The organism is Streptomyces longisporus, assembly GCF_039532765.1.
Classification (GTDB): domain Bacteria; phylum Actinomycetota; class Actinomycetes; order Streptomycetales; family Streptomycetaceae; genus Streptomyces; species Streptomyces longisporus.
Map to the genome: position 1 here is coordinate 606,109 of NZ_BAAASG010000002.1, position 16,980 is coordinate 623,088.

At 71.1% G+C, this 16,980-nt stretch carries 13 protein-coding genes; 6 read left to right on the top strand and 7 right to left on the bottom strand.

Annotation, left to right across the window (positions count from 1 at the left end; all coding sequences use genetic code 11):
• Nucleotides 1-36: 36 nt before the first annotated feature.
• Nucleotides 37-678 carry an alpha-ketoglutarate-dependent dioxygenase AlkB family protein gene (locus tag ABD355_RS04380; protein WP_344398690.1) on the bottom strand — a complete coding sequence of 214 codons (642 nt, stop codon included), beginning with the start codon at nt 676-678 and terminating at the stop codon, nt 37-39.
• Between the two features lie 68 nt (nt 679-746).
• Here ABD355_RS04380 and ABD355_RS04385 point away from each other — a divergent pair, with 68 nt between their 5' ends.
• Nucleotides 747-1,880, top strand: coding sequence for a methyltransferase (locus tag ABD355_RS04385; protein WP_344399042.1), 1,134 nt, complete (start codon nt 747-749; stop codon nt 1,878-1,880).
• Here ABD355_RS04385 and ABD355_RS04390 read toward each other — a convergent pair whose 3' ends face one another.
• On the bottom strand, nt 1,881-2,765 hold the full coding sequence (locus ABD355_RS04390) for a class II fructose-bisphosphate aldolase (RefSeq protein WP_344398691.1): 885 nt from the start codon (nt 2,763-2,765) through the stop codon (nt 1,881-1,883).
• A gap of 28 nt (nt 2,766-2,793) precedes the next feature.
• Nucleotides 2,794-3,675 (bottom strand): SIS domain-containing protein, encoded by an 882-nt coding sequence (locus ABD355_RS04395; RefSeq protein ID WP_344398692.1) that lies wholly within the window; start codon nt 3,673-3,675, stop codon nt 2,794-2,796.
• A 351-nt stretch (nt 3,676-4,026) separates the two neighbouring features.
• Between ABD355_RS04395 and ABD355_RS04400 the strand changes: the two genes are divergently transcribed.
• Nucleotides 4,027-5,868, top strand: a complete 1,842-nt coding sequence (locus ABD355_RS04400) for a glycoside hydrolase family 15 protein (RefSeq protein WP_344398693.1) — start codon at nt 4,027-4,029, stop codon at nt 5,866-5,868.
• A gap of 129 nt (nt 5,869-5,997) precedes the next feature.
• A complete protein-coding gene (locus ABD355_RS04405) occupies nt 5,998-6,651 on the top strand; it encodes a hypothetical protein (RefSeq protein WP_344398694.1) in 654 nt (217 codons plus the stop codon).
• A 394-nt stretch (nt 6,652-7,045) separates the two neighbouring features.
• Here the strand turns inward: ABD355_RS04405 and ABD355_RS04410 are convergent, their stop codons facing one another.
• Nucleotides 7,046-8,761, bottom strand: a complete 1,716-nt coding sequence (locus tag ABD355_RS04410; protein WP_344398695.1) for a SpoIIE family protein phosphatase — start codon at nt 8,759-8,761, stop codon at nt 7,046-7,048.
• Nucleotides 8,762-9,019: 258 nt separating this feature from the next.
• Here ABD355_RS04410 and ABD355_RS04415 point away from each other — a divergent pair, with 258 nt between their 5' ends.
• Nucleotides 9,020-9,616 (top strand): AMIN-like domain-containing (lipo)protein, encoded by a 597-nt coding sequence (locus ABD355_RS04415; RefSeq protein ID WP_425585694.1) that lies wholly within the window; start codon nt 9,020-9,022, stop codon nt 9,614-9,616.
• A 6-nt stretch (nt 9,617-9,622) separates the two neighbouring features.
• Here the strand turns inward: ABD355_RS04415 and ABD355_RS04420 are convergent, their stop codons facing one another.
• From ABD355_RS04420 to ABD355_RS04430, 3 genes are all read right to left on the bottom strand, one after another.
• Nucleotides 9,623-10,594 (bottom strand): alpha/beta fold hydrolase, encoded by a 972-nt coding sequence (locus ABD355_RS04420; RefSeq protein WP_344398697.1) that lies wholly within the window; start codon nt 10,592-10,594, stop codon nt 9,623-9,625.
• 1,087 nt (nt 10,595-11,681) lie between these two features.
• Nucleotides 11,682-12,665 carry a S1C family serine protease gene (locus ABD355_RS04425; protein ID WP_344398698.1) on the bottom strand — a complete coding sequence of 328 codons (984 nt, stop codon included), beginning with the start codon at nt 12,663-12,665 and terminating at the stop codon, nt 11,682-11,684.
• 108 nt (nt 12,666-12,773) lie between these two features.
• Complete coding sequence (locus tag ABD355_RS04430; protein ID WP_344398699.1) at nt 12,774-13,889, bottom strand: GNAT family N-acetyltransferase; 1,116 nt, start codon at nt 13,887-13,889, stop codon at nt 12,774-12,776.
• 414 nt (nt 13,890-14,303) lie between these two features.
• On the opposite strand from ABD355_RS04430, the gene ABD355_RS04435 reads away from it, so the two are divergent.
• A complete protein-coding gene (locus ABD355_RS04435; RefSeq protein WP_344398700.1) occupies nt 14,304-15,371 on the top strand; it encodes a glycerophosphodiester phosphodiesterase family protein in 1,068 nt (355 codons plus the stop codon).
• Between the two features lie 155 nt (nt 15,372-15,526).
• On the top strand, nt 15,527-16,969 hold the full coding sequence (locus ABD355_RS04440) for a DUF2079 domain-containing protein (RefSeq protein WP_344398701.1): 1,443 nt from the start codon (nt 15,527-15,529) through the stop codon (nt 16,967-16,969).
• Nucleotides 16,970-16,980 lie beyond the last annotated feature (11 nt).

The window sequence follows — 16,980 nt, forward strand, 5'->3', positions numbered from 1 at the left end:
GAGGGCGAGTCTCCCATGATCCGCAGTTACAGCGGGCTACAGGCCGCTGACCCGGAGCGTGATGTTCAGCCGTCCTGCCAGCCCCAACTCCGGGGGCCCGGTGCCCGCGTACACGCGCGGCACCCCGTGGTAGGCGAGCCGGGACGGTCCGCCGAACACGAACAGGTCGCCGCTGCGCAGCTCGACATCCGTGTAGGGCCTGGTGCGGGTCCCGGTGTTGCCGAAGCGGAAGACGCAGGTGTCGCCCAGGCTCAGGGAGACCACCGGTGCGTCGGACTTCTCGTCGCTGTCGCGGTGCATGCCCATGCGGGCTTCGGCCTCGTAGAAGTTGATCAGTGCGATGTCGTACGGTTCCGGCGGTTCGCCGAGTGTCTCCAGCACCGCGCGTCGGCCGAGTTCGCCCAGCCATCCCGGAAACGGCTTCACCGGAGCGCCGTCACCGTCGACCACCGTGCGCGCATAGCCGTACGGGTACCAGTGCCGGCCCAGGCAGACCTGTCGGGCGGTCATCGTGCCGCCGCCGGGCGTGCGCACCGTGCGCAGGCCTGCGGGTGGGCGTGCCCACTCGCGGCAGGCGTCCAGCAGCTCGCCCTGGGAGTCCGCGGCCAGCCAGCCGGGCACGTGCACCGCGCCGGGCGCGACCTGCGTGCGCTCCCGTGGGAACAGCTCGGCATCCATGTCATCCATCCTCCCCCACCGGCCGTGAGCTGCGGCTCGGCTAGCCTTGACACACGATGAACGACCGTATGACGACGCCGTGGGGCGAGCTCGCGCTGGCCCGTTTCCCCGAGGACCCGCGCGAGAGGCTGCGTGCCTGGGACGCCTCCGACGAGTACCTGCTCAGGCACCTCGAAGCCGAGAAGGTGCCGCTGTCCGGCACGGTCGTGGTCCTCGGCGACCGCTGGGGCGCCCTGGTGACCGCGCTCGCGGCGCACCGGCCGGTGCAGATCACCGACTCGCTCCTGGCGCAGGAAGCGACCCGCGCGAACCTGGCCCAAGCCGGCGTCGAGACCGGTGCCGTACGGCTGCTGACCACGCAGGATCCGCCGCCCGAGCGTGTCGACGTCCTCCTGGTCAGGGTGCCCAAGAGCCTTGCGCTCCTGGAGGACCAGTTGCTGCGGCTGGCGCCCGCTGTGCACCAGGGGACGGTCGTCGTCGGCACCGGGATGGTGAAGGAGATCCACACCTCGACGCTGCAGCTGTTCGAGCGGATCCTGGGCCCGACCCGCACCTCGCTGGCCGAGCGGAAGGCCCGGCTGATCTTCTGCACGCCGGACACCGCACTGGAGCGGCCCGCCAACCCGTGGCCGTACAGCTATGCGCTGCCCGAGGGCATCGGCCCGGTCTCGGGGCGCACCGTGGTCAACCACGCGGGGGTGTTCTGCGCCGACCGCCTCGACATCGGCACGCGGTTCTTCCTGCAGCATCTGCCGGGCGCGCTCGGCGGCCGGCGGGTGGTGGACCTGGGCTGCGGCAACGGCGTGGTCGGTACGGCGGTGGCGGTGGCCGAGCCGTCGGCCGAGGTGCTGTTCGTGGACGAGTCGTTCCAGGCGGTGGCCTCGGCGGAGGCGACGTACAAGGCGAACGGGGTGCCCGGGCACGCGGAGTTCCGGGTCGGGGACGGGCTGGCGGGGCTGCCGGACGGGAGTGTGGACCTCGTGCTGAGCAATCCGCCGTTCCATTCGCACCAGGCGACGACGGACACCACGGCGTGGCGGATGTTCACCGGGGCGCGGCGCGTGCTGCGTCCCGGCGGTGAGATGTGGGTGGTCGGCAACCGGCACCTGGGATACCACGTGAAGCTGCGCAAGGTGTTCGGCAACAGTCAACTGGTCGCCGGCGACCCGAAGTTCGTGGTGCTGAAGGCCGTCAGGAAGTGATCAGGCGGCGGGCCGGCCGACGGTCCGGATGATCCCGGTCACCGCCCGCACCATCGCCTCCCTCCCCACGCTCAGGTACTTGCGTGAGTCGACCGCCTCGGGATGGGCGGCGAGGAAGTCGCGGATCGCGCCCGTCATGGCGATGTTGAGGGCCGTGCCGACGTTCACCTTGGCGATGCCGCCCGCGACCGCCGCGGCCAGTTCGTGGTCCGGTACGCCCGAGGAGCCGTGCAGGACCAGGGGCACGTCCAGGGTGGCCGAGAGGCGTTTGAGGAGGTCGTGGTCGAGGGTTGCGGTGCGGGTGGTCATGGCGTGGGTGCTGCCGATGGCGACGGCGAGGGCGTTCACACCGGAGTCGCCCACGAAGGCGCGCGCCTCGGCGGGGTCGGTACGGGCGCCGGGCGCGTGGGCGTCCAGCGGGGGCGCGGCAGACTCCTCCCGCCCACCCGGCCCCGGCTTGCCGCCGACCTGCCCCAACTCCGCCTCGATCCAGAGGCCTTGGGCGTGCGCCCAGTCGACGGCGGCCCGGGTCGCGGCGAGGTTCTGCTCGTAGGGCAGGCGGGCCGCGTCGTACATCACGGAGCTGAATCCCGCGTCCGCCGCCTGGCGCAGCAGGTCGTCGCTCTGGACGTGGTCGAGGTGCAGGGCGACGGGCACCGAGGCGCGTTCGGCGGCGACGGCGGCCGCGCGGGCGAGCGGGAGCAGCCGTCCGTAGCGGAACTTGACGGCGTTCTCGCTGACCTGGAGGACGACGGAGGCCTCGGCGGACTCGGCGCCGGCGATGACGGCCTCGACGTGTTCGAGGGTGATGATGTTGAAGGCGGCGACGGCGGACCGCCCGGCGGCGGCCCGGGTGACCAGTTCGCCGGTGGTGACGAGAGGCACGGCTTCTCCTTCGGGCTTTTCGGGTCGGTCAGGGCGCGAGGATCACCGAGCGGGTGAGGTGGCGCGGCTGGTCCGGGTCGAGGCCGCGGGCCGCGGCGACGGCGACCGCGAGGCGCTGGACACCGACCAGTTCGGCGAGCGGGTCGAGGCCGCCCGCGATCCACAGGCCGCCGGTGGCGCGCACCTGCTCGGCCAGGCCCTCGGGGGCTTCGCCGAGCATCCAGGTCGCCGTGCCATGGGTGGTGATGCTGATGGGGCCGTGCCGGTACTCCATCGCCGGATAGGACTCGGTCCAGGCGAGTGCGGCCTCGCGCATCTTCAGGCCGGCCTCGTTGGCCAGGCCCACCGTCCAGCCGCGGCCCAGGAAGGTGAACTGGGTGCAGGCGACGAGTCCTTCGGGCAGCGGGGTCGCGAGTGCGGTGCGGGCGTCGGTGACGACAGCGTCGGTGTGCAGGCCCAGGTGCGCGCGGAGCAGGGTCAGCGCCGTCGTCGCGAACCGCGTCTGCACGACGGAGCGTTCGTCCGCGTGGTCGAGCACGACGAGGTCGTCGGCGGCCGCCATGACCGGCGTGTCCGGGTCGGCGGTGATCGCCGTGGTCCGCGTGCGTCCCTTCAACTGGCCCAGCAGGTCGAGGACTTCGGTGGTGGTGCCGGAGCGGGTGAGGGCCACGACACGGTCGTACGAGCGGCCGTGGGGGAACTCGGAGGCGGCGAAGGCGTCCGTCTCGCCCTGTCCCGCGCCCTCGCGTAGTTCCGCGGCCGCCTGCGCCATGAAGTACGAGGTGCCGCACCCGACGATCGCGACCCGCTGCCCGGGCTCCGGGAGCGCTCCGCGGTAGCGGTCGACCTCCGACGCGGCACGTATCCAGCACTCGGGCTGGCTGGTCAGCTCGTCCTCGACATGGGTCATGCCGGGCCCTCCCCTGCTTCGATCTTGACGCGATGACACGCTTGATTGCTATTGCAAGATATAGCCAGCTTTCGAGCAGAATCAAGCATTCGGGCGCATGCGGGGTCCGGCAGGGGCGACGGGCCCTCGCGGAACGGAGCGTGGGCATGTCCCGCGACGCCCGTGGGCAGGCGCTGCGGAGACTGCTCGTCGAGCGCGGCCGGCTGCACGTCGAGTGCCGCTCGCGGACGTATCACGGTCGTCACGGTCCGACTCACGACAGTGCGCCCCGGCCCGCGCGATCCAGACGCCCGGCCGGTTGATTCCGCCTAGGCTGGAAGCGCAGATGCGGGTCGGGGCAGGGAGGCTGCGATGGGCTCAGGAGCGATCGACCAGGGCGTCCCGGAGCCCGCTCCCCGGTATCTGCCGATCGCCGAGCACGGGCTGATCGGCGATCTGCGCAGCGTGGCCCTCGTGGGCACCGACGGCACCATCGACTGGTACTGCTGCCCGGCCTTCGACGCGCCGAGCGTCTTCGCGGCGATCCTGGACGCGGAGCGCGGCGGCTCCTTCGAGCTGGCGGCGGCCGTGCCGGCGAAGACCAAGCAGTTCTACTTCCCCGACACCAACGTGCTGATCACCCGGTTCTTCACCGAGGACGGCGTCGGCGAGGTGCAGGACTTCATGCCGCTCAACGGCGGCGACGTCGAGACCGAGCGACACCGGCTGATCCGGCGGGTGGTGTGCGTACGCGGCTCCATCCCGTTCCGTACGCGGGTCGCCCCGCGCTTCGACTACGGCACCCGGCCGCACACCGTGCGCCTGGTCGGCGAGGTCGCGGTGTTCGCATCCGAGGAGCTGTCGCTCGCTCTGACGGCGACGGTGCCGCTGGAGGCCGACGGACGGGACGTTCGGGCCGACTTCAAGCTCTCCGAGGGCGAGACCGCCGTCTTCGCGCTGGACCAGGTCGGCGGCGACGTGGAGCCGCGCCGGTGCGCGAAGCTGGAGGCGGAGGAGCAGTTCGGCACGACGGTGGCGTACTGGCGGCGCTGGCTGTCGGCCTCCAAGTACCGTGGCCGCTGGCGGGAGATGGTGCACCGCTCCGCCCTCACCCTGAAGCTGCTCACCTACGCGCCCACCGGCGCGATCGTGGCCGCGCCGACCACGAGCCTTCCCGAGCAGCTGGGCGGCGAACGCAACTGGGACTACCGCTACGTATGGGTACGTGACGCAGCCTTCGCCGTGTACGCGCTGCTGCGGCTCGGCTTCACCGAAGAGGCCGAGGCGTTCATGAGGTTCCTCACCCGGCACGTCAGTCCGTGCGCCGACGGCACCTCCGCACCCCTGCAGATCATGTACGGCATCGACGGCCGCACCGACCTCACCGAAGTCGAACTCGACCATCTGGAGGGGCATCAGGGCTCCGCGCCGGTACGGATCGGCAACGCGGCCGCCGACCAGCTCCAGCTCGACATCTACGGCGCCCTGATCGACTCGATATACCTCTACGACAAATGGGCCAAGCCCATATCCAGCGCCCAGTGGGACGACGTGTGCACGCTGGTGGAGTGGGTGTGCCAGCACTGGGACCAGCCCGACGAGGGCATCTGGGAGACCCGCGGCGGCCGCAAGAACTTCCTCTACTCCCGGCTGATGTGCTGGGTGGCCATCGAGCGGGCCATTCGCATGGCCAACCGCCGCGGTCTGCCCGCCGATCTGCCCCGCTGGCGCGAGTCCCGTGACACGATCTACCGGCGGATCATGAAGCGGGGCTGGTCCGAGACCCGGCAGGCGTTCGTCCAGCACGAGGACGGCGACGACGTGCTCGACGCGGCCGTCCTGATGATGCCGCTGACGAAGTTCATCGCACCCACCGACCCCAAGTGGCTGTCCACCCTCGACGCGCTCACCCACGACCTGGTGTCCGACTCCCTCGTCTACCGCTACGACCCGATGGCGAGCCCCGACGGGCTGCGCGGCGACGAAGGCACGTTCTCCATCTGCTCGTTCTGGTACGTCGAGGCCATGGTCCACGCCGGCCGCATCGACGAGGCACGCCTCGCCTTCGAGAAGATGCTCACCTACGCCAACCATCTGGGCCTGTACGCCGAGGAGATCAGCCACACCGGCGAGCAACAGGGCAACTTCCCCCAGGCGTTCACGCATCTGGCCCTCATCAGCGCGGCCTTCAACCTGGACAAGGCCCTGGGCTGAGGGTGGTGCTGGGGACACCCTGGATCGGGTCCCCAGGCCCAGGGACGGCGGGCCCCGCGGCCGGAAGGATTCATCACGTCGGCACACAGGCCGACGCGGAATCCACCTCACGGACTCGGGGGAACACCCATGACCGAAGCCTTCGCCAGGCGCCTGACAGGCGTCGCCGGCATCGCCGCCGCGGCCGCACTCATCGTCGAAGTACCGCTGTACTTCGTCTACTCGGGCCCGCCGCCGGACGCGAACGTACTCGCCCGGCTGCTGCTGGGAATCGTCGCCCTCGCATGCCTGGTCGTGTTCGTGACGGCCTTCCGTGAACTGGTCAAACGCACCCATCCCGGCTACGAGTTGGCAGGCTCGATCGCCTCCGCCACGGGGCTGGTCTACGCGACGATCACCCTGGTCTCCATGGGCCTGGAGGCCGGCGCGGTCATCGCCGCCGACCATCCGATCGATCCGACCATCACGGTCAGCGGCACCTACATCCTCTACGGATCGATCTCCCGGCTGATGCTCGGCCTCTTCCTGACGGCGGTCGGCTACATCGTCGCCCGCACCGACGTGCTCCCCCGCTGGATCAGCCGCTCGGCCTACGTCCTGGCCGCGATCAACGTGGCCTTCGTACCGTCCCTGTTCTTCGGCAACACACCCGCGCACTTCTACGCCGCGAACGGCTGGGGCACGACCGCCCTGATGGGGGCGATCCTCAGCTACTGGCTGCTGGCCGTCGGCATCTCCACCTACCGCAGCTCCACCCGCCTGCGCGACGCCATCGCCGCGTAGCCTCGGCCACGGATCACCGGGACCTCACCCGCCGGAGCCTTGATGACGAGCCTCGACGGCGTACCGGGCCCCGATCGCCCCCTGGCTGGGCATCGCGGCGGCCGTACACCGGACGGACGACGAGCGGCCCGCCTGGCGTCCCGAGCAGCGGATCCCGGTGGCGGCGGCGCTTGCGGCGGCGGCGCGGGGACGTTCGCAGCTCCGGGTCGGTGACACGGCAGACCTGATGGTCGTGGACGTGGACGCCGCGAGGCGGACGCGCGCACGCTCTGGGAGACGCCGGTGCACGCCACGATGCTGGGCGGACGGTGGTCGCACGGGCCGCACTGACGGCGAACGGCGCTCCTGATCAACCGAGGCGACAACATTTTCGTCCACAGAACCGCATACGGAGTTACGGATCAGAAGGTGTCCCCGCGTCGAGAAGACCACCGGACCCGTGCCGCACGGCCAGCAGGGCCACGTCGTCGTCGTTGTCCGGTGGGCGCGCCCGCGCCAACAACTCGTCCGTGAAGGGTTCCAGGGGGCGATGGGCCAATGATGCGGCGTGCCGGCGCAGGCGCTCCAGGCCCTCGTCCAGGGTGTGGCCCGGGGACTCGATCAGGCCGTCGGTGTAGAGGAGCAGAGTTGCGCCGGGCGGCAGCTCCGCCGTCGCGTCGGGACGGGCCTGCTCGGGTGTGACGCCCAGCAGGATCCCGTGGCCGTCGGTCAGATAACGGGCCACACCTTCACGGGTGACGAGCAGGGGAGGTGGGTGGCCCGCGTTGGTCCAGGACAACTCGCAGCTGCCGTCGGCTTTGTCGCTCATGCGGGCGAAGACCAGCGTGGCCATGGTGACCTCGGCGATGTGCAGGGTCGCATGGTCGAGCCATTCCACGATCTTGCTCGGTGGCCTCTGCTGGGATACGGCGTATGCGCGGAGCATGTTGCGCAGCTGGGCCATGCCGGCGGCCGCTTCCAGGTCGTGGCCGACGACGTCCCCCACCGCAAGGGCGATGGCGCCGTCCGTGAGGGTAAACGCGTCGTACCAGTCGCCGCCGACGTGGGAGGCGTCCGGCGCGGGCAGGTAGCGGGCGGTCATGGCGCGGCCGGGCGAGCGCGGGAGCTTCGGCAGCAGATGGCGCTGCATGGTCTCGGCGACCTGGCGCTGGCGCTCGTAGAGGCGGGCGTTCTCCAGGGCGAGGCTGGCCCGTCGGGCGATGTCCTCCAGCAGGGCGGTATCAGCCGCGGTGAACTGCTCGGGCTGGTCGGCGCGGCCCAGGGTGAGGGCGCCCATCACCTCGTGCAGGCTGCGGAGCGGAACCACGATGGCCGAGTGCATGCCGGTCGCCTCGAACAGGCGCCGCTGCTCCACCGCAATCCCGGAGTCGGGCGGGCCCTGATAGGTCTCGGGGCCGGCGAAGGAGGACGCGACGCCCCGCAGGGCCCGGGACAGGGGCATCGGGGACTCCTGCGGCACCGGTGGCATGGGCCCCTGGAGGTCCTCGCGAAACCTCACGGTGCCGTCCTCGGCATGGGCGACAGCGAAGCGCCGGACTTCGTCCCGCTCGCCGATCAGGTCGATGACGGTCCAGTCGGCGATGCGAGGCACCACGAGACCGATCAGGCGGCGCAGCGCCTCGTGGATGTCCAGGGTGGAGGTGAGCAGGGTGGTCGTCTCGGCGAGGAGAGCGAGCCGTTCCAGTTCGAGGAGCCGTCCTCCGGCCGGTGGTCGCTGCGCCGGGCGATCGGGGCGCCCCGCGGAGTGGAAGAGGACCAGCGTGGCCGACTCACGGATGCCGATGTCGCAGGAGGTAGCCAGCCACCCCACCGGCAGCAGGGTGCCGTCTCCGCGCTCGAACCACTCGCCCTCACCCTGCTGCGTGCGCCCGCCGGGAACGCTCTCCTGCATGCGGCACTGCGCCCTCGGCACCAGTTCTCCGCAGCTGGTGCGGTGCAGCAGGTCGTGGGCGTCCCGGCCGACCAGATCAGCGGTGGGGCGGGCCAGGAGCTGTTCGCCGCACGTGTTGACTGCGACGATCAAGCCTCGCTCGTCCGTCAGGTAAGCGCCCGTGCCGAGGGTGTCCAGAGCCAGGGCGACCGCCTCCCGCGGACCATCCAGGCCCGTCATCTCTGCCTCCCGTCACTGGAGAAACCGCCAGGGCATCCCTGCGAACCGGGTACCCCCGGGGACACAGGACGCACAGCGGAGCCGGTATCTCATGGGATCACTTCCGCAACGGCATTCGCGACCGCTGCCTGCACCGGGGCTTGTCGATGCTGTCGGAGCCCCCATGGATCCTGGAAATGACCAGCCCAAAGCCGCAACCTTTCAGCCACCCGGAATGTCTCATCAAATACCAGTACGAACCATGCTTCGGGGGACGAGATGAGACGAAGCAGAGCAATACGCAGCAGAACCGCATGGGCGACGCTCATGCTCCTGGGCGCCGCAATGGGAGCGACCGCGGTTCCGGCCGACGCCGCACCGGCAGCCACCGCCCGGACCGTCGCCTGCCCCACCGGCTGGGGCAGCCTCGCCAAGACACGCGCAGCATCCACGACGAAGCCGGTCAAGAACATCAGGACCGGTCGCCACACCTGCTACGACCGGATGGTCATCGACATCCCCGGCGCGGGCCGGAGCAGCCTCGGCTACTCCGTCAGGTACGTCAACCGCCTCTACCAGGACGGCTCCGGGCGCCTCATACCCGTCGGCGGCGGCGCCATCCTCGAGGTGCGGGTGCATGCGCCCAGCTACGACCCCGACACCGGGGCGCCCACCTATCCCGCCCGGGCGGGCCGACCGCTGCCGGGCGTCGACCTCACCGGGTACCGCGCCTTCCGGGACACCCGGTTCGCCGGCAGCTTCGAGGGAGACACCCAGCTCGGGCTCGGCGTCCGGGCCCGGCTGCCGTTCCGTGTGCTGCGGACGGACGGCCACGTGATCGTGGACGTGGCCCACACCTGGACCGGCAAGCCCTGACGCGCGTCAGACACCAGGAGAGTCTGGAGAATCGAGAGAGCCGAGCCAGTCGATCAGTAGCCGGTTGACCTCCTCGGGGCGTTCCTGCTGGATCCAGTGGCCGCAGCCGTCGAGGACGTGAGAGGAGGTCAGACCGGGAAGGGTGGTGGGGTACGCCTTGATCGCGTCCGCCAGCCAGATGGTGGACGCGTCGAGGGCTCCGCCCACGAACAACGAGGGCTGCGCGACGGGGGCGCCGTGGTGGGCGGCCAGGTCCTCCCAGTCGCGGTCCATGTTCCGGTAGCGGTTCAGGGCGCCGGTGAGGCCGGTCCGTTCGAACTCCCCGGCGAAGACGTCGAGTTCGGTCTCACCGAGCCAGTGCGGCAGACGGTCCGCCGGAAACCTGTCGCGCAGCGTCCCGCCGCGGCCGACGAAGTGCGGGTCGGGCGCGCCGGGCGCGGGCATGGTGTCGGCGGACAGGGCCGCGTAGAAACCGGCGAGCCAGCCTCGTACGTCGGGCTCGACCTCGGCCTCGGCCCGGCCGGGGCTCTGGAAGTAGGAGACGTAGAACTCCTCCTCGCCGCCCATTCCCGCGAAGACCTCGCTGGGCCTGGGCCCGCCGGGCGGGGTGTAGGGCACGCTCAGCAGCCCGACCGCGCGGAACACATCGGGCCGCAGCAGAGTCGAGGTGGCGGCGATGGTCGCGCCCCAGTCGTGGCCGACGATCACCGCGGACGGCTCGCCGAGGGCGTCGACGACGGCGACGTTGTCCGCGACCAGGTCGAGCATGCGGTACGCGGCCACGTCCCCGGGTTTGGAGGAACGTCCGTAACCGCGGACGTCGAGGGCCACGGCACGGTAACCGGCGGCCGCCAGGGCCTGCAGCTGGTGCAGCACGAGCAGCACCAGGGGCCCGCTGCCCTGCTCGACCAGATGGATCCGGCCGGCGGGTGCGGGCACAAGGCGGTGGTGAGGCTGGTCGGCGGGGGTCTGCGGCATGGGTCCCTCCCGGGGCGAGCGCGACCGAAGGCGCGGGCGACGATCATGCCGGGTGGGCGGCGATGCGGTCGATGCCTGTTGCCGTTTCGGCAAATCGGCGAACGCACGCCGGACTGCAAGCCCACATAGAGCTGAGTGCCGACGGGCAGGCCCCGCCCTCGGGCCCCAGCCCGTCGGCCGGCCGTCGGGCCCTCCCGGACGGAACGGCCCATCGCCGACCCTCAGGCGCCTTGGCGGGCCCGAAGCCCGGCCGCCGATCGAAAGCACCGCCGCCTCGACGGAACCGGGCGCTGGACGACGGGCACGGACGCTGGACGGCACGCGGACGCCGGACGGCACGGACGCCGGACAGCACGGGCGCTGGACGGCACGGACCCCGGACAGCACGGACGCTGGACGGCACGCGGACGCCGGACGGCACGGACCCCGGACGGCACGGACGCCGGACAGCACGGGCACTGGACGGCACGGACGCTGGACGGCACGGGCACTGGACGGCACGGGCACTGGACGGCACGGACGCCGGACAGCACGGACGCTGGACGGCACGCGGACGCCGGACGGCACGGACGCCGGACAGCACGGGCACTGGACGGCACGGGCCCCGGACAGCACGGACACCGGACAGCACGGACACCGGACAGCACGGACAGCGGACAGCACGGGCACTGGACGGCACGGACCCCGGACGGCACGGACGCCGGACAGCACGGGCACTGGACGGCACGGACGCTGGACGGCACGGGCACTGGACGGCACGCGGACGCCGGACAGCACGGACGCAGGACTGCGCGGACGCAGGACTGCGCGGGCGCTGGACGGCACGCGGACGCGGACGGCACGCGGACGCCGGACAGCACGGGCACTGGACGGCACGGGCGCTGGACCGCGCGGGTGCTCGGCCCCACGCCCAGGCACCCGACCGCGAACTCAGGCAGTGCACGCCTCTCCGGGGCGCAGGCCCAGGCGCCAGTCGCAAGCCTCGCGACGGGCGCGCCCCCGACGGCGGATGCGACGCCGGGCTGCGAGCCCACGTACCGGCCGAGGCAGGGGATCCATCATTCGGCGTGCCGGGATCCTCAGCCCCTCAGTCCTCCGCGATCAGTTCCACCGGTGTGGCGATGACGTCAACGAGGGCGTCGCCGCGCAGGGCGGTGAGGGCGAGGGGGCGCCCTATCGCGTCCTCGAGCATCAACCGCTGCAGGGCCTGGGCGCTGGTCACCGGTTCGCCGTGGGCGGTGATCAGCAGGTCGCCGTCCCGTAGTCCGGCCCGGGCGGCGGGGGACGCGGGCACGACCTCGACGATCCGCAGGCCCGTGTGGCGGCCGGTTCGCGCCCGCAGCAGGGGCGGCAGCGGCGCGGGGATGCCGGCGAGGCCGAGGTAGGCGCGGCGGACTCTGCCGTCGGAGAGCAGGGTCGCGATGATCCGGCGGCTGGTGCCGTTCACCGGGATGGCGAGGCCCAGGCCGACGTCGGCGATGGCGGTGTTGATGCCGACCACGCTGCCGTCGGCCGTGGCGAGCGCCCCGCCCGAGCTGCCGGGGTGGAGGGTGGCGTCGGTCTGGACGACGTCGTCGATGACCCGGGTCGCCCGTCCCGCGCTCGCCGGCAGTGACCGCCCCAGTGCGCTGACCACGCCGGCGGTGACGCTGCCGGTCAGTCCGAGGGGGTTGCCGACCGCCACTACCAGCTGTCCCACCCGGAGCGCGTCGGCCTCGCCCAGCCGGGCCGGGGGCGGGGTCGGCCCGTCGGCGCGGACCACCGCGAGGTCGGAGAGCGGGTCGGCGCCGATGACATGGAAGGGGGTGGTCGTGCCGTCGGCGAAGTGCGCCGTACCGGCGTCGGAGTGCCCCACGACATGGGCGTTGGTGAGCAGGAAGCCGTCGTCGGTGAAGACCACCGCGGAGCCGGTCCCCCTGACGAATCGGCCTCTGGAGCGGCGGTGCGCGACGTTCAGGGCCGCCACCTTCGCAGTGAGCTCGGCAGCGACGGAGGTGACGATCTGCGAGTAGGAGTCGAGCGCGGCCTGCTCCTGACGGGAGCGGTCGGGCTCGGAAAGTGTCTCGGCCACGAGTCGACCTTTCCGCTGGCCCAAGGGCATGCATGCGCGTATTACATGCTTACACCCTTGCTCCGGCAGGCGGACCGGACTTCGCTGCGGGCTGACGCCGGCGCCTGTTCAGCGTGTGCGGGGCCCCGCGGTGCCGGAGTCCGTCCGCCCCGAGGTGCGCAGGGTGCCGACCGTCTTCAGCAGTCGGTCGGCGGGTGCGCGCAGCTCGGGGTGGGCATTGACCGTGTTCCGCAGGCCCCGCACCGGTCTCCGCCACAGCCGGTGCGCCGCCGCGACCGGGTGGGGGCGGCTGGCGAATCCTTCCGCCACGCGCAGCTCGCGGGTCTTGAGCCAGTCCTTGTACTCCTTGTCGCCGCGCCCCAGGTCCATCAGCGTCACCCCGTTCCGGGCAGCCGCCTCGGCGGTGCGCAGATGCATCATCAGGCCGGGCGAGTAGTAGTGCAGGTCGGGGTCGTAGGCGGTGAACCAGGCGGCCAGCACGGTCCGCGACCGGGGCCCGAAGTGCGCCGCCACCGGCCGGTCGCCCGCGTACAGCACCGACAGCACACCGGTGAAGTGCTCCTCGCGGACCTCGAAGAGATGGTCCACCAGGTCGACGATCCACGGCCGCGAGAAGCGGTCCATACGGCCCGTCCTGCGGTACTGGGCGGACTTCCACTGCATGAGCCGACGCAGCATCCGCGGATCGCGCTCGTCGAACTCGAAGCGCACCTCGCCCACGTCGCGCCCGAGACGGCGTTCCTTCTTCAGCGTCGTCTTGGCCAGCCCCGGGTAGGCACCGCGCAGCCATGGCGCATAACCGCTCTCGTCGGGTTTCAGATCGACGACCGGGGAGGCGAACATCCCCGTGACATGCCGGCCGAACGGCTTCTGTTCCTCGACGAGATGGTCGAACTCGAAGATGGACAGCCCGCAGGCTCTCAGCAGTTCCTGGGCGTCCCAGGTGACTCCGGGGCGGTGCACCAGCGCCTGGCAGTCGGAGAGGCCGAGCCCGACGGCCCGGCCGACGCCGAAAGCGTTTCGTTCGTACGGGAAGAAGCCGACCGGCGCCCCCTCCTCACGCAGGACGGCGATCCGGGTGCCGGCGCGGTATCTGCCGATCCCGAGGGCGAACTCCGGAGCCAGGAAGGGATTGGCGTACTCGGGGGACTCGTCCATCGCCGCATGCCACGCCGTACGCAGCGAGGTGCTCAGTTCGTCGACTCTGTGGATCGTGACGTCCACGTCAGATCATCCGCCCTTCCCCAGGTTCCGCGAGGGACGACCCGGCCGCAGGGCAGGCCGGTAGAGCGTGTGGACCCCTGTTCATTGATCGCATCCGCGACCGCTCCCCCCGTGACGTCCCCCCGCGGCGCACTGTCCGCGTCCTACCACGTTCCTTGAGTATCAGCCGGTTCCCGGCCGTGTACACGGTCGTTGCGCGGTCGATCCTCGGGTTCCGAACTGTCCGCCGAGGATCAAACGTCGCGAAACAGTACGCATGTTGTCAAGAGTGCCTGCCGCTACAAAACGGCAGCGGAAGCAGCGCTCCTTCCCGCGCACGTACATTTCACGCCGACCTCATGTGCGGGCCGTTCCGCCGAGCAGGGCTCCAACTAGCGTCGTGCCGTGGCCCGAACCGACCCGAGTGAGGTTTCGATGTCCGCAAGACACACCCTCGCCGCCCTGGCGCTGGCTCCGGTGCTCGCCTTCCCGGCGGCGGCTCATGCGACGACGTACGACGGCTCCCGCGTGCCGCCCGGGAAGAGGCACTTCGATCTGCAGGCTCACCGGGGCGGCATCGGCATGACGACCGAGGAGTCCCTGGAGGGATTCGGCAAGGCGATGCGTCTTGGGGTGTCCACCCTGGAGCTGGACACCCAGATCACCAAGGACGAGAAGGTCGTCGTCAACCACGACCGGCAGGTCAGCGCCCAGAAGTGCCGTGACACCGCGCCCGTCACACCGGGCGATCCGATGTATCCGTACGTCGGGAAGTACATCAAGGACCTCACGCTGGCCCAGATCAAGACCATGGACTGCGGCTACCGGCAGCTGCCCGGTTTCCCCGAGCAGGAGGTGGTCAAGGGGTTCCGGATGGTGGAGCTGAAGGACGTCCTGAATCTGGTGAGGAGTTATCACGCCAAGCAGCTCAAGCTGAACATCGAGACCAAGGTCGAGGCGGGCGCCCCCGAACAGACCGCACCGCGCGCGCTGTTCGTGCGCCGGGTCTACGAGGAGATCCACCGCTCCGGCATCGAGCGCCAGGTCACCATCGAGTCCTTCGACTGGGGCGCGCTCAAGGCGATGCACAAACTGGCCCCGAAGTGGCCCCTCGTCGCGCTGACGAACTACGACTTCCTCCAGGTCGGCCGGCCCGGCGCCTCGCCGTGGCTCGGCGGGATCGACGCCGACGACTACGGCGGCGACTTCGTGAGGGCGGCCGCCACCATCCCCGGGGTCAGGGCCCTCTCCCCCAACTACGGCTTCCCGCAGACCGGAAAGGTCGGCGACCCGGACTTCCGCTTCTACTCCGACCGGACGATGGTCCAGGAGGCCCACGCACGGGGCCTGAAGGTCATCCCGTGGACCTGCGACGATCCGGCCACCGTGGAAGCGCTGATGGACATGGGCGTCGACGGCATCATCACCAACTACCCCAACCACGTACGGCAGATCATGGCCGACCGGGGTATGCGCCTGCCCAAGCCGTACGAGCCCCGTTGAGACGGGCGCGGCGCCGACGCTGGCCGCCCCAGCAGTAAGTGATCTACGTCTCAGCGGGTGAACCGGGGGCCGGTCAAGACGGTCACAGCAGATGACGTAGTCATCGAGTGCCCGCGGCGGATGATCCGTGCCGGCACATAAGGACGCCCCCCACCGTGCCCAACACCCAGCAGGACGCCCCCACTTCGCTTCTCTCCGACCCCTCCATACCGGCGCCGGTCGCGCCTCCCCCGCGTGACCGGCGCCCTTGTCCGCCCGGCCGTCACGATCCCTACCTCCTGGCGACCGCCCTGTTCGCCGCGTACGCGATCCTGTCCATCCTCCGGTACGAGCACCTGGCGACCCGCTCCTGGGACCTCGGCATCTTCGAGCAGGCGGTCCGCGCCTACGCCCATCTGCGGGCGCCGGTCGTCGATCTGAAGGGGCCCGGCTTCAACATCCTGGGCGATCACTTCAGCCCGGTGCTCGCTCTGCTCGCCCCCGTCTACCGGCTCTTCCCCTCCCCTGTCACGCTGCTGATCGCCCAGGCCGCACTGTTCGCGCTGTCGGCCGTGCCGGTGACCCGGGCGGCCGCGGGGCTGCTGGGGCGGCCGCGCGGGCTCGTCCTCGGCGTCGCGTACGGGCTGTCCTGGGGTCTGCAACGGGCCGTCGACTTCGACTTCCACGAGATCTGCTTCGCCGTACCCCTGATCGCCTTCAGCCTGGAGGCGCTGTTGGCCCGCAGATGGCGGCCCGCGCTGCTCCGGGCGCTGCCGCTGCTGCTGGTCAAGGAGGACCTGGGCCTGACGGTGGCCGCCATCGCGCTGGTCGTCGCCCTGCGCTGCCGTCGCTCCCCGCGCGCGCTCGGGTACGCCCTCACGGTGGCGGTCCTGGGCATCGCGGCCACCCTTGTCACCCTCACCCTCGTCATCCCCTCCTTCAACACCTCCGGTGGCTACGAGTACTGGACCAAGGTCGACAGCGGCTTCACCCTCTTCGACGGCACGGACATCAAACTCCGCACCCTGGCCTGGTTGTTGATCCCCACCAGCGGACTGCTCGCCCTGCGTTCCCCGCTGTCCGTCGTGGCACTGCCCACCCTGGGCTGGCGCTTCTACTCCTCCGACGACCACTACTGGGGCACCGGCTGGCACTACAGCGCGGTCCTGATGCCGGTCGTCGCGCTGGCCCTCGTCGACGCGCTCACCCGCGCACGGGTGAGCTCCCGGCCCTGGCTGCGTTCGTACGCCCAGCACCTGCCCGCGGCGGTCGCAGCAGCCGCCCTGGCCCTCACGACCACGCTGCCGCTGGCCACGCTGACGGAATCCGCCACCTACGACACCCCCGAAGGCGTCCCCCGCATCGAACGCGCCCTGGACCGCATCCCGGACGACGCCACGGTCGAGGCCGACATCGGTCCCAGCAGCCGTCTCACCTCCCGCTGCCGTGTCTTCTGGATCGGCGCCACCCGGGGCATCACGCCCGACTACATCGCCCTGAACAACACCGGCAAGTGGGTCGACGACGTCCAGGCATACGCCCATCAGCTGCACCCCCACGCGCGTTACGCGATCGACGACGCCGCCTACGGTTACGTGGTCCTCAAACGCAGCCCGTGACCGGCAGGCGC

Coding starts and splice junctions, on each gene's coding strand:
- ABD355_RS04415 (WP_425585694.1), top strand. CDS start 9,020: ATGAGACGAAGCAGAGCAATACGCAGCAGAACCGCATGGGCGACGCTC.
- ABD355_RS04380 (WP_344398690.1), bottom strand. CDS start 678: ATGGATGCCGAGCTGTTCCCACGGGAGCGCACGCAGGTCGCGCCCGGC.
- ABD355_RS04405 (WP_344398694.1), top strand. CDS start 5,998: ATGACCGAAGCCTTCGCCAGGCGCCTGACAGGCGTCGCCGGCATCGCC.
- ABD355_RS04400 (WP_344398693.1), top strand. CDS start 4,027: ATGGGCTCAGGAGCGATCGACCAGGGCGTCCCGGAGCCCGCTCCCCGG.
- ABD355_RS04410 (WP_344398695.1), bottom strand. CDS start 8,761: ATGACGGGCCTGGATGGTCCGCGGGAGGCGGTCGCCCTGGCTCTGGAC.
- ABD355_RS04435 (WP_344398700.1), top strand. CDS start 14,304: ATGTCCGCAAGACACACCCTCGCCGCCCTGGCGCTGGCTCCGGTGCTC.
- ABD355_RS04420 (WP_344398697.1), bottom strand. CDS start 10,594: ATGCCGCAGACCCCCGCCGACCAGCCTCACCACCGCCTTGTGCCCGCA.
- ABD355_RS04385 (WP_344399042.1), top strand. CDS start 747: ATGACGACGCCGTGGGGCGAGCTCGCGCTGGCCCGTTTCCCCGAGGAC.
- ABD355_RS04395 (WP_344398692.1), bottom strand. CDS start 3,675: ATGACCCATGTCGAGGACGAGCTGACCAGCCAGCCCGAGTGCTGGATA.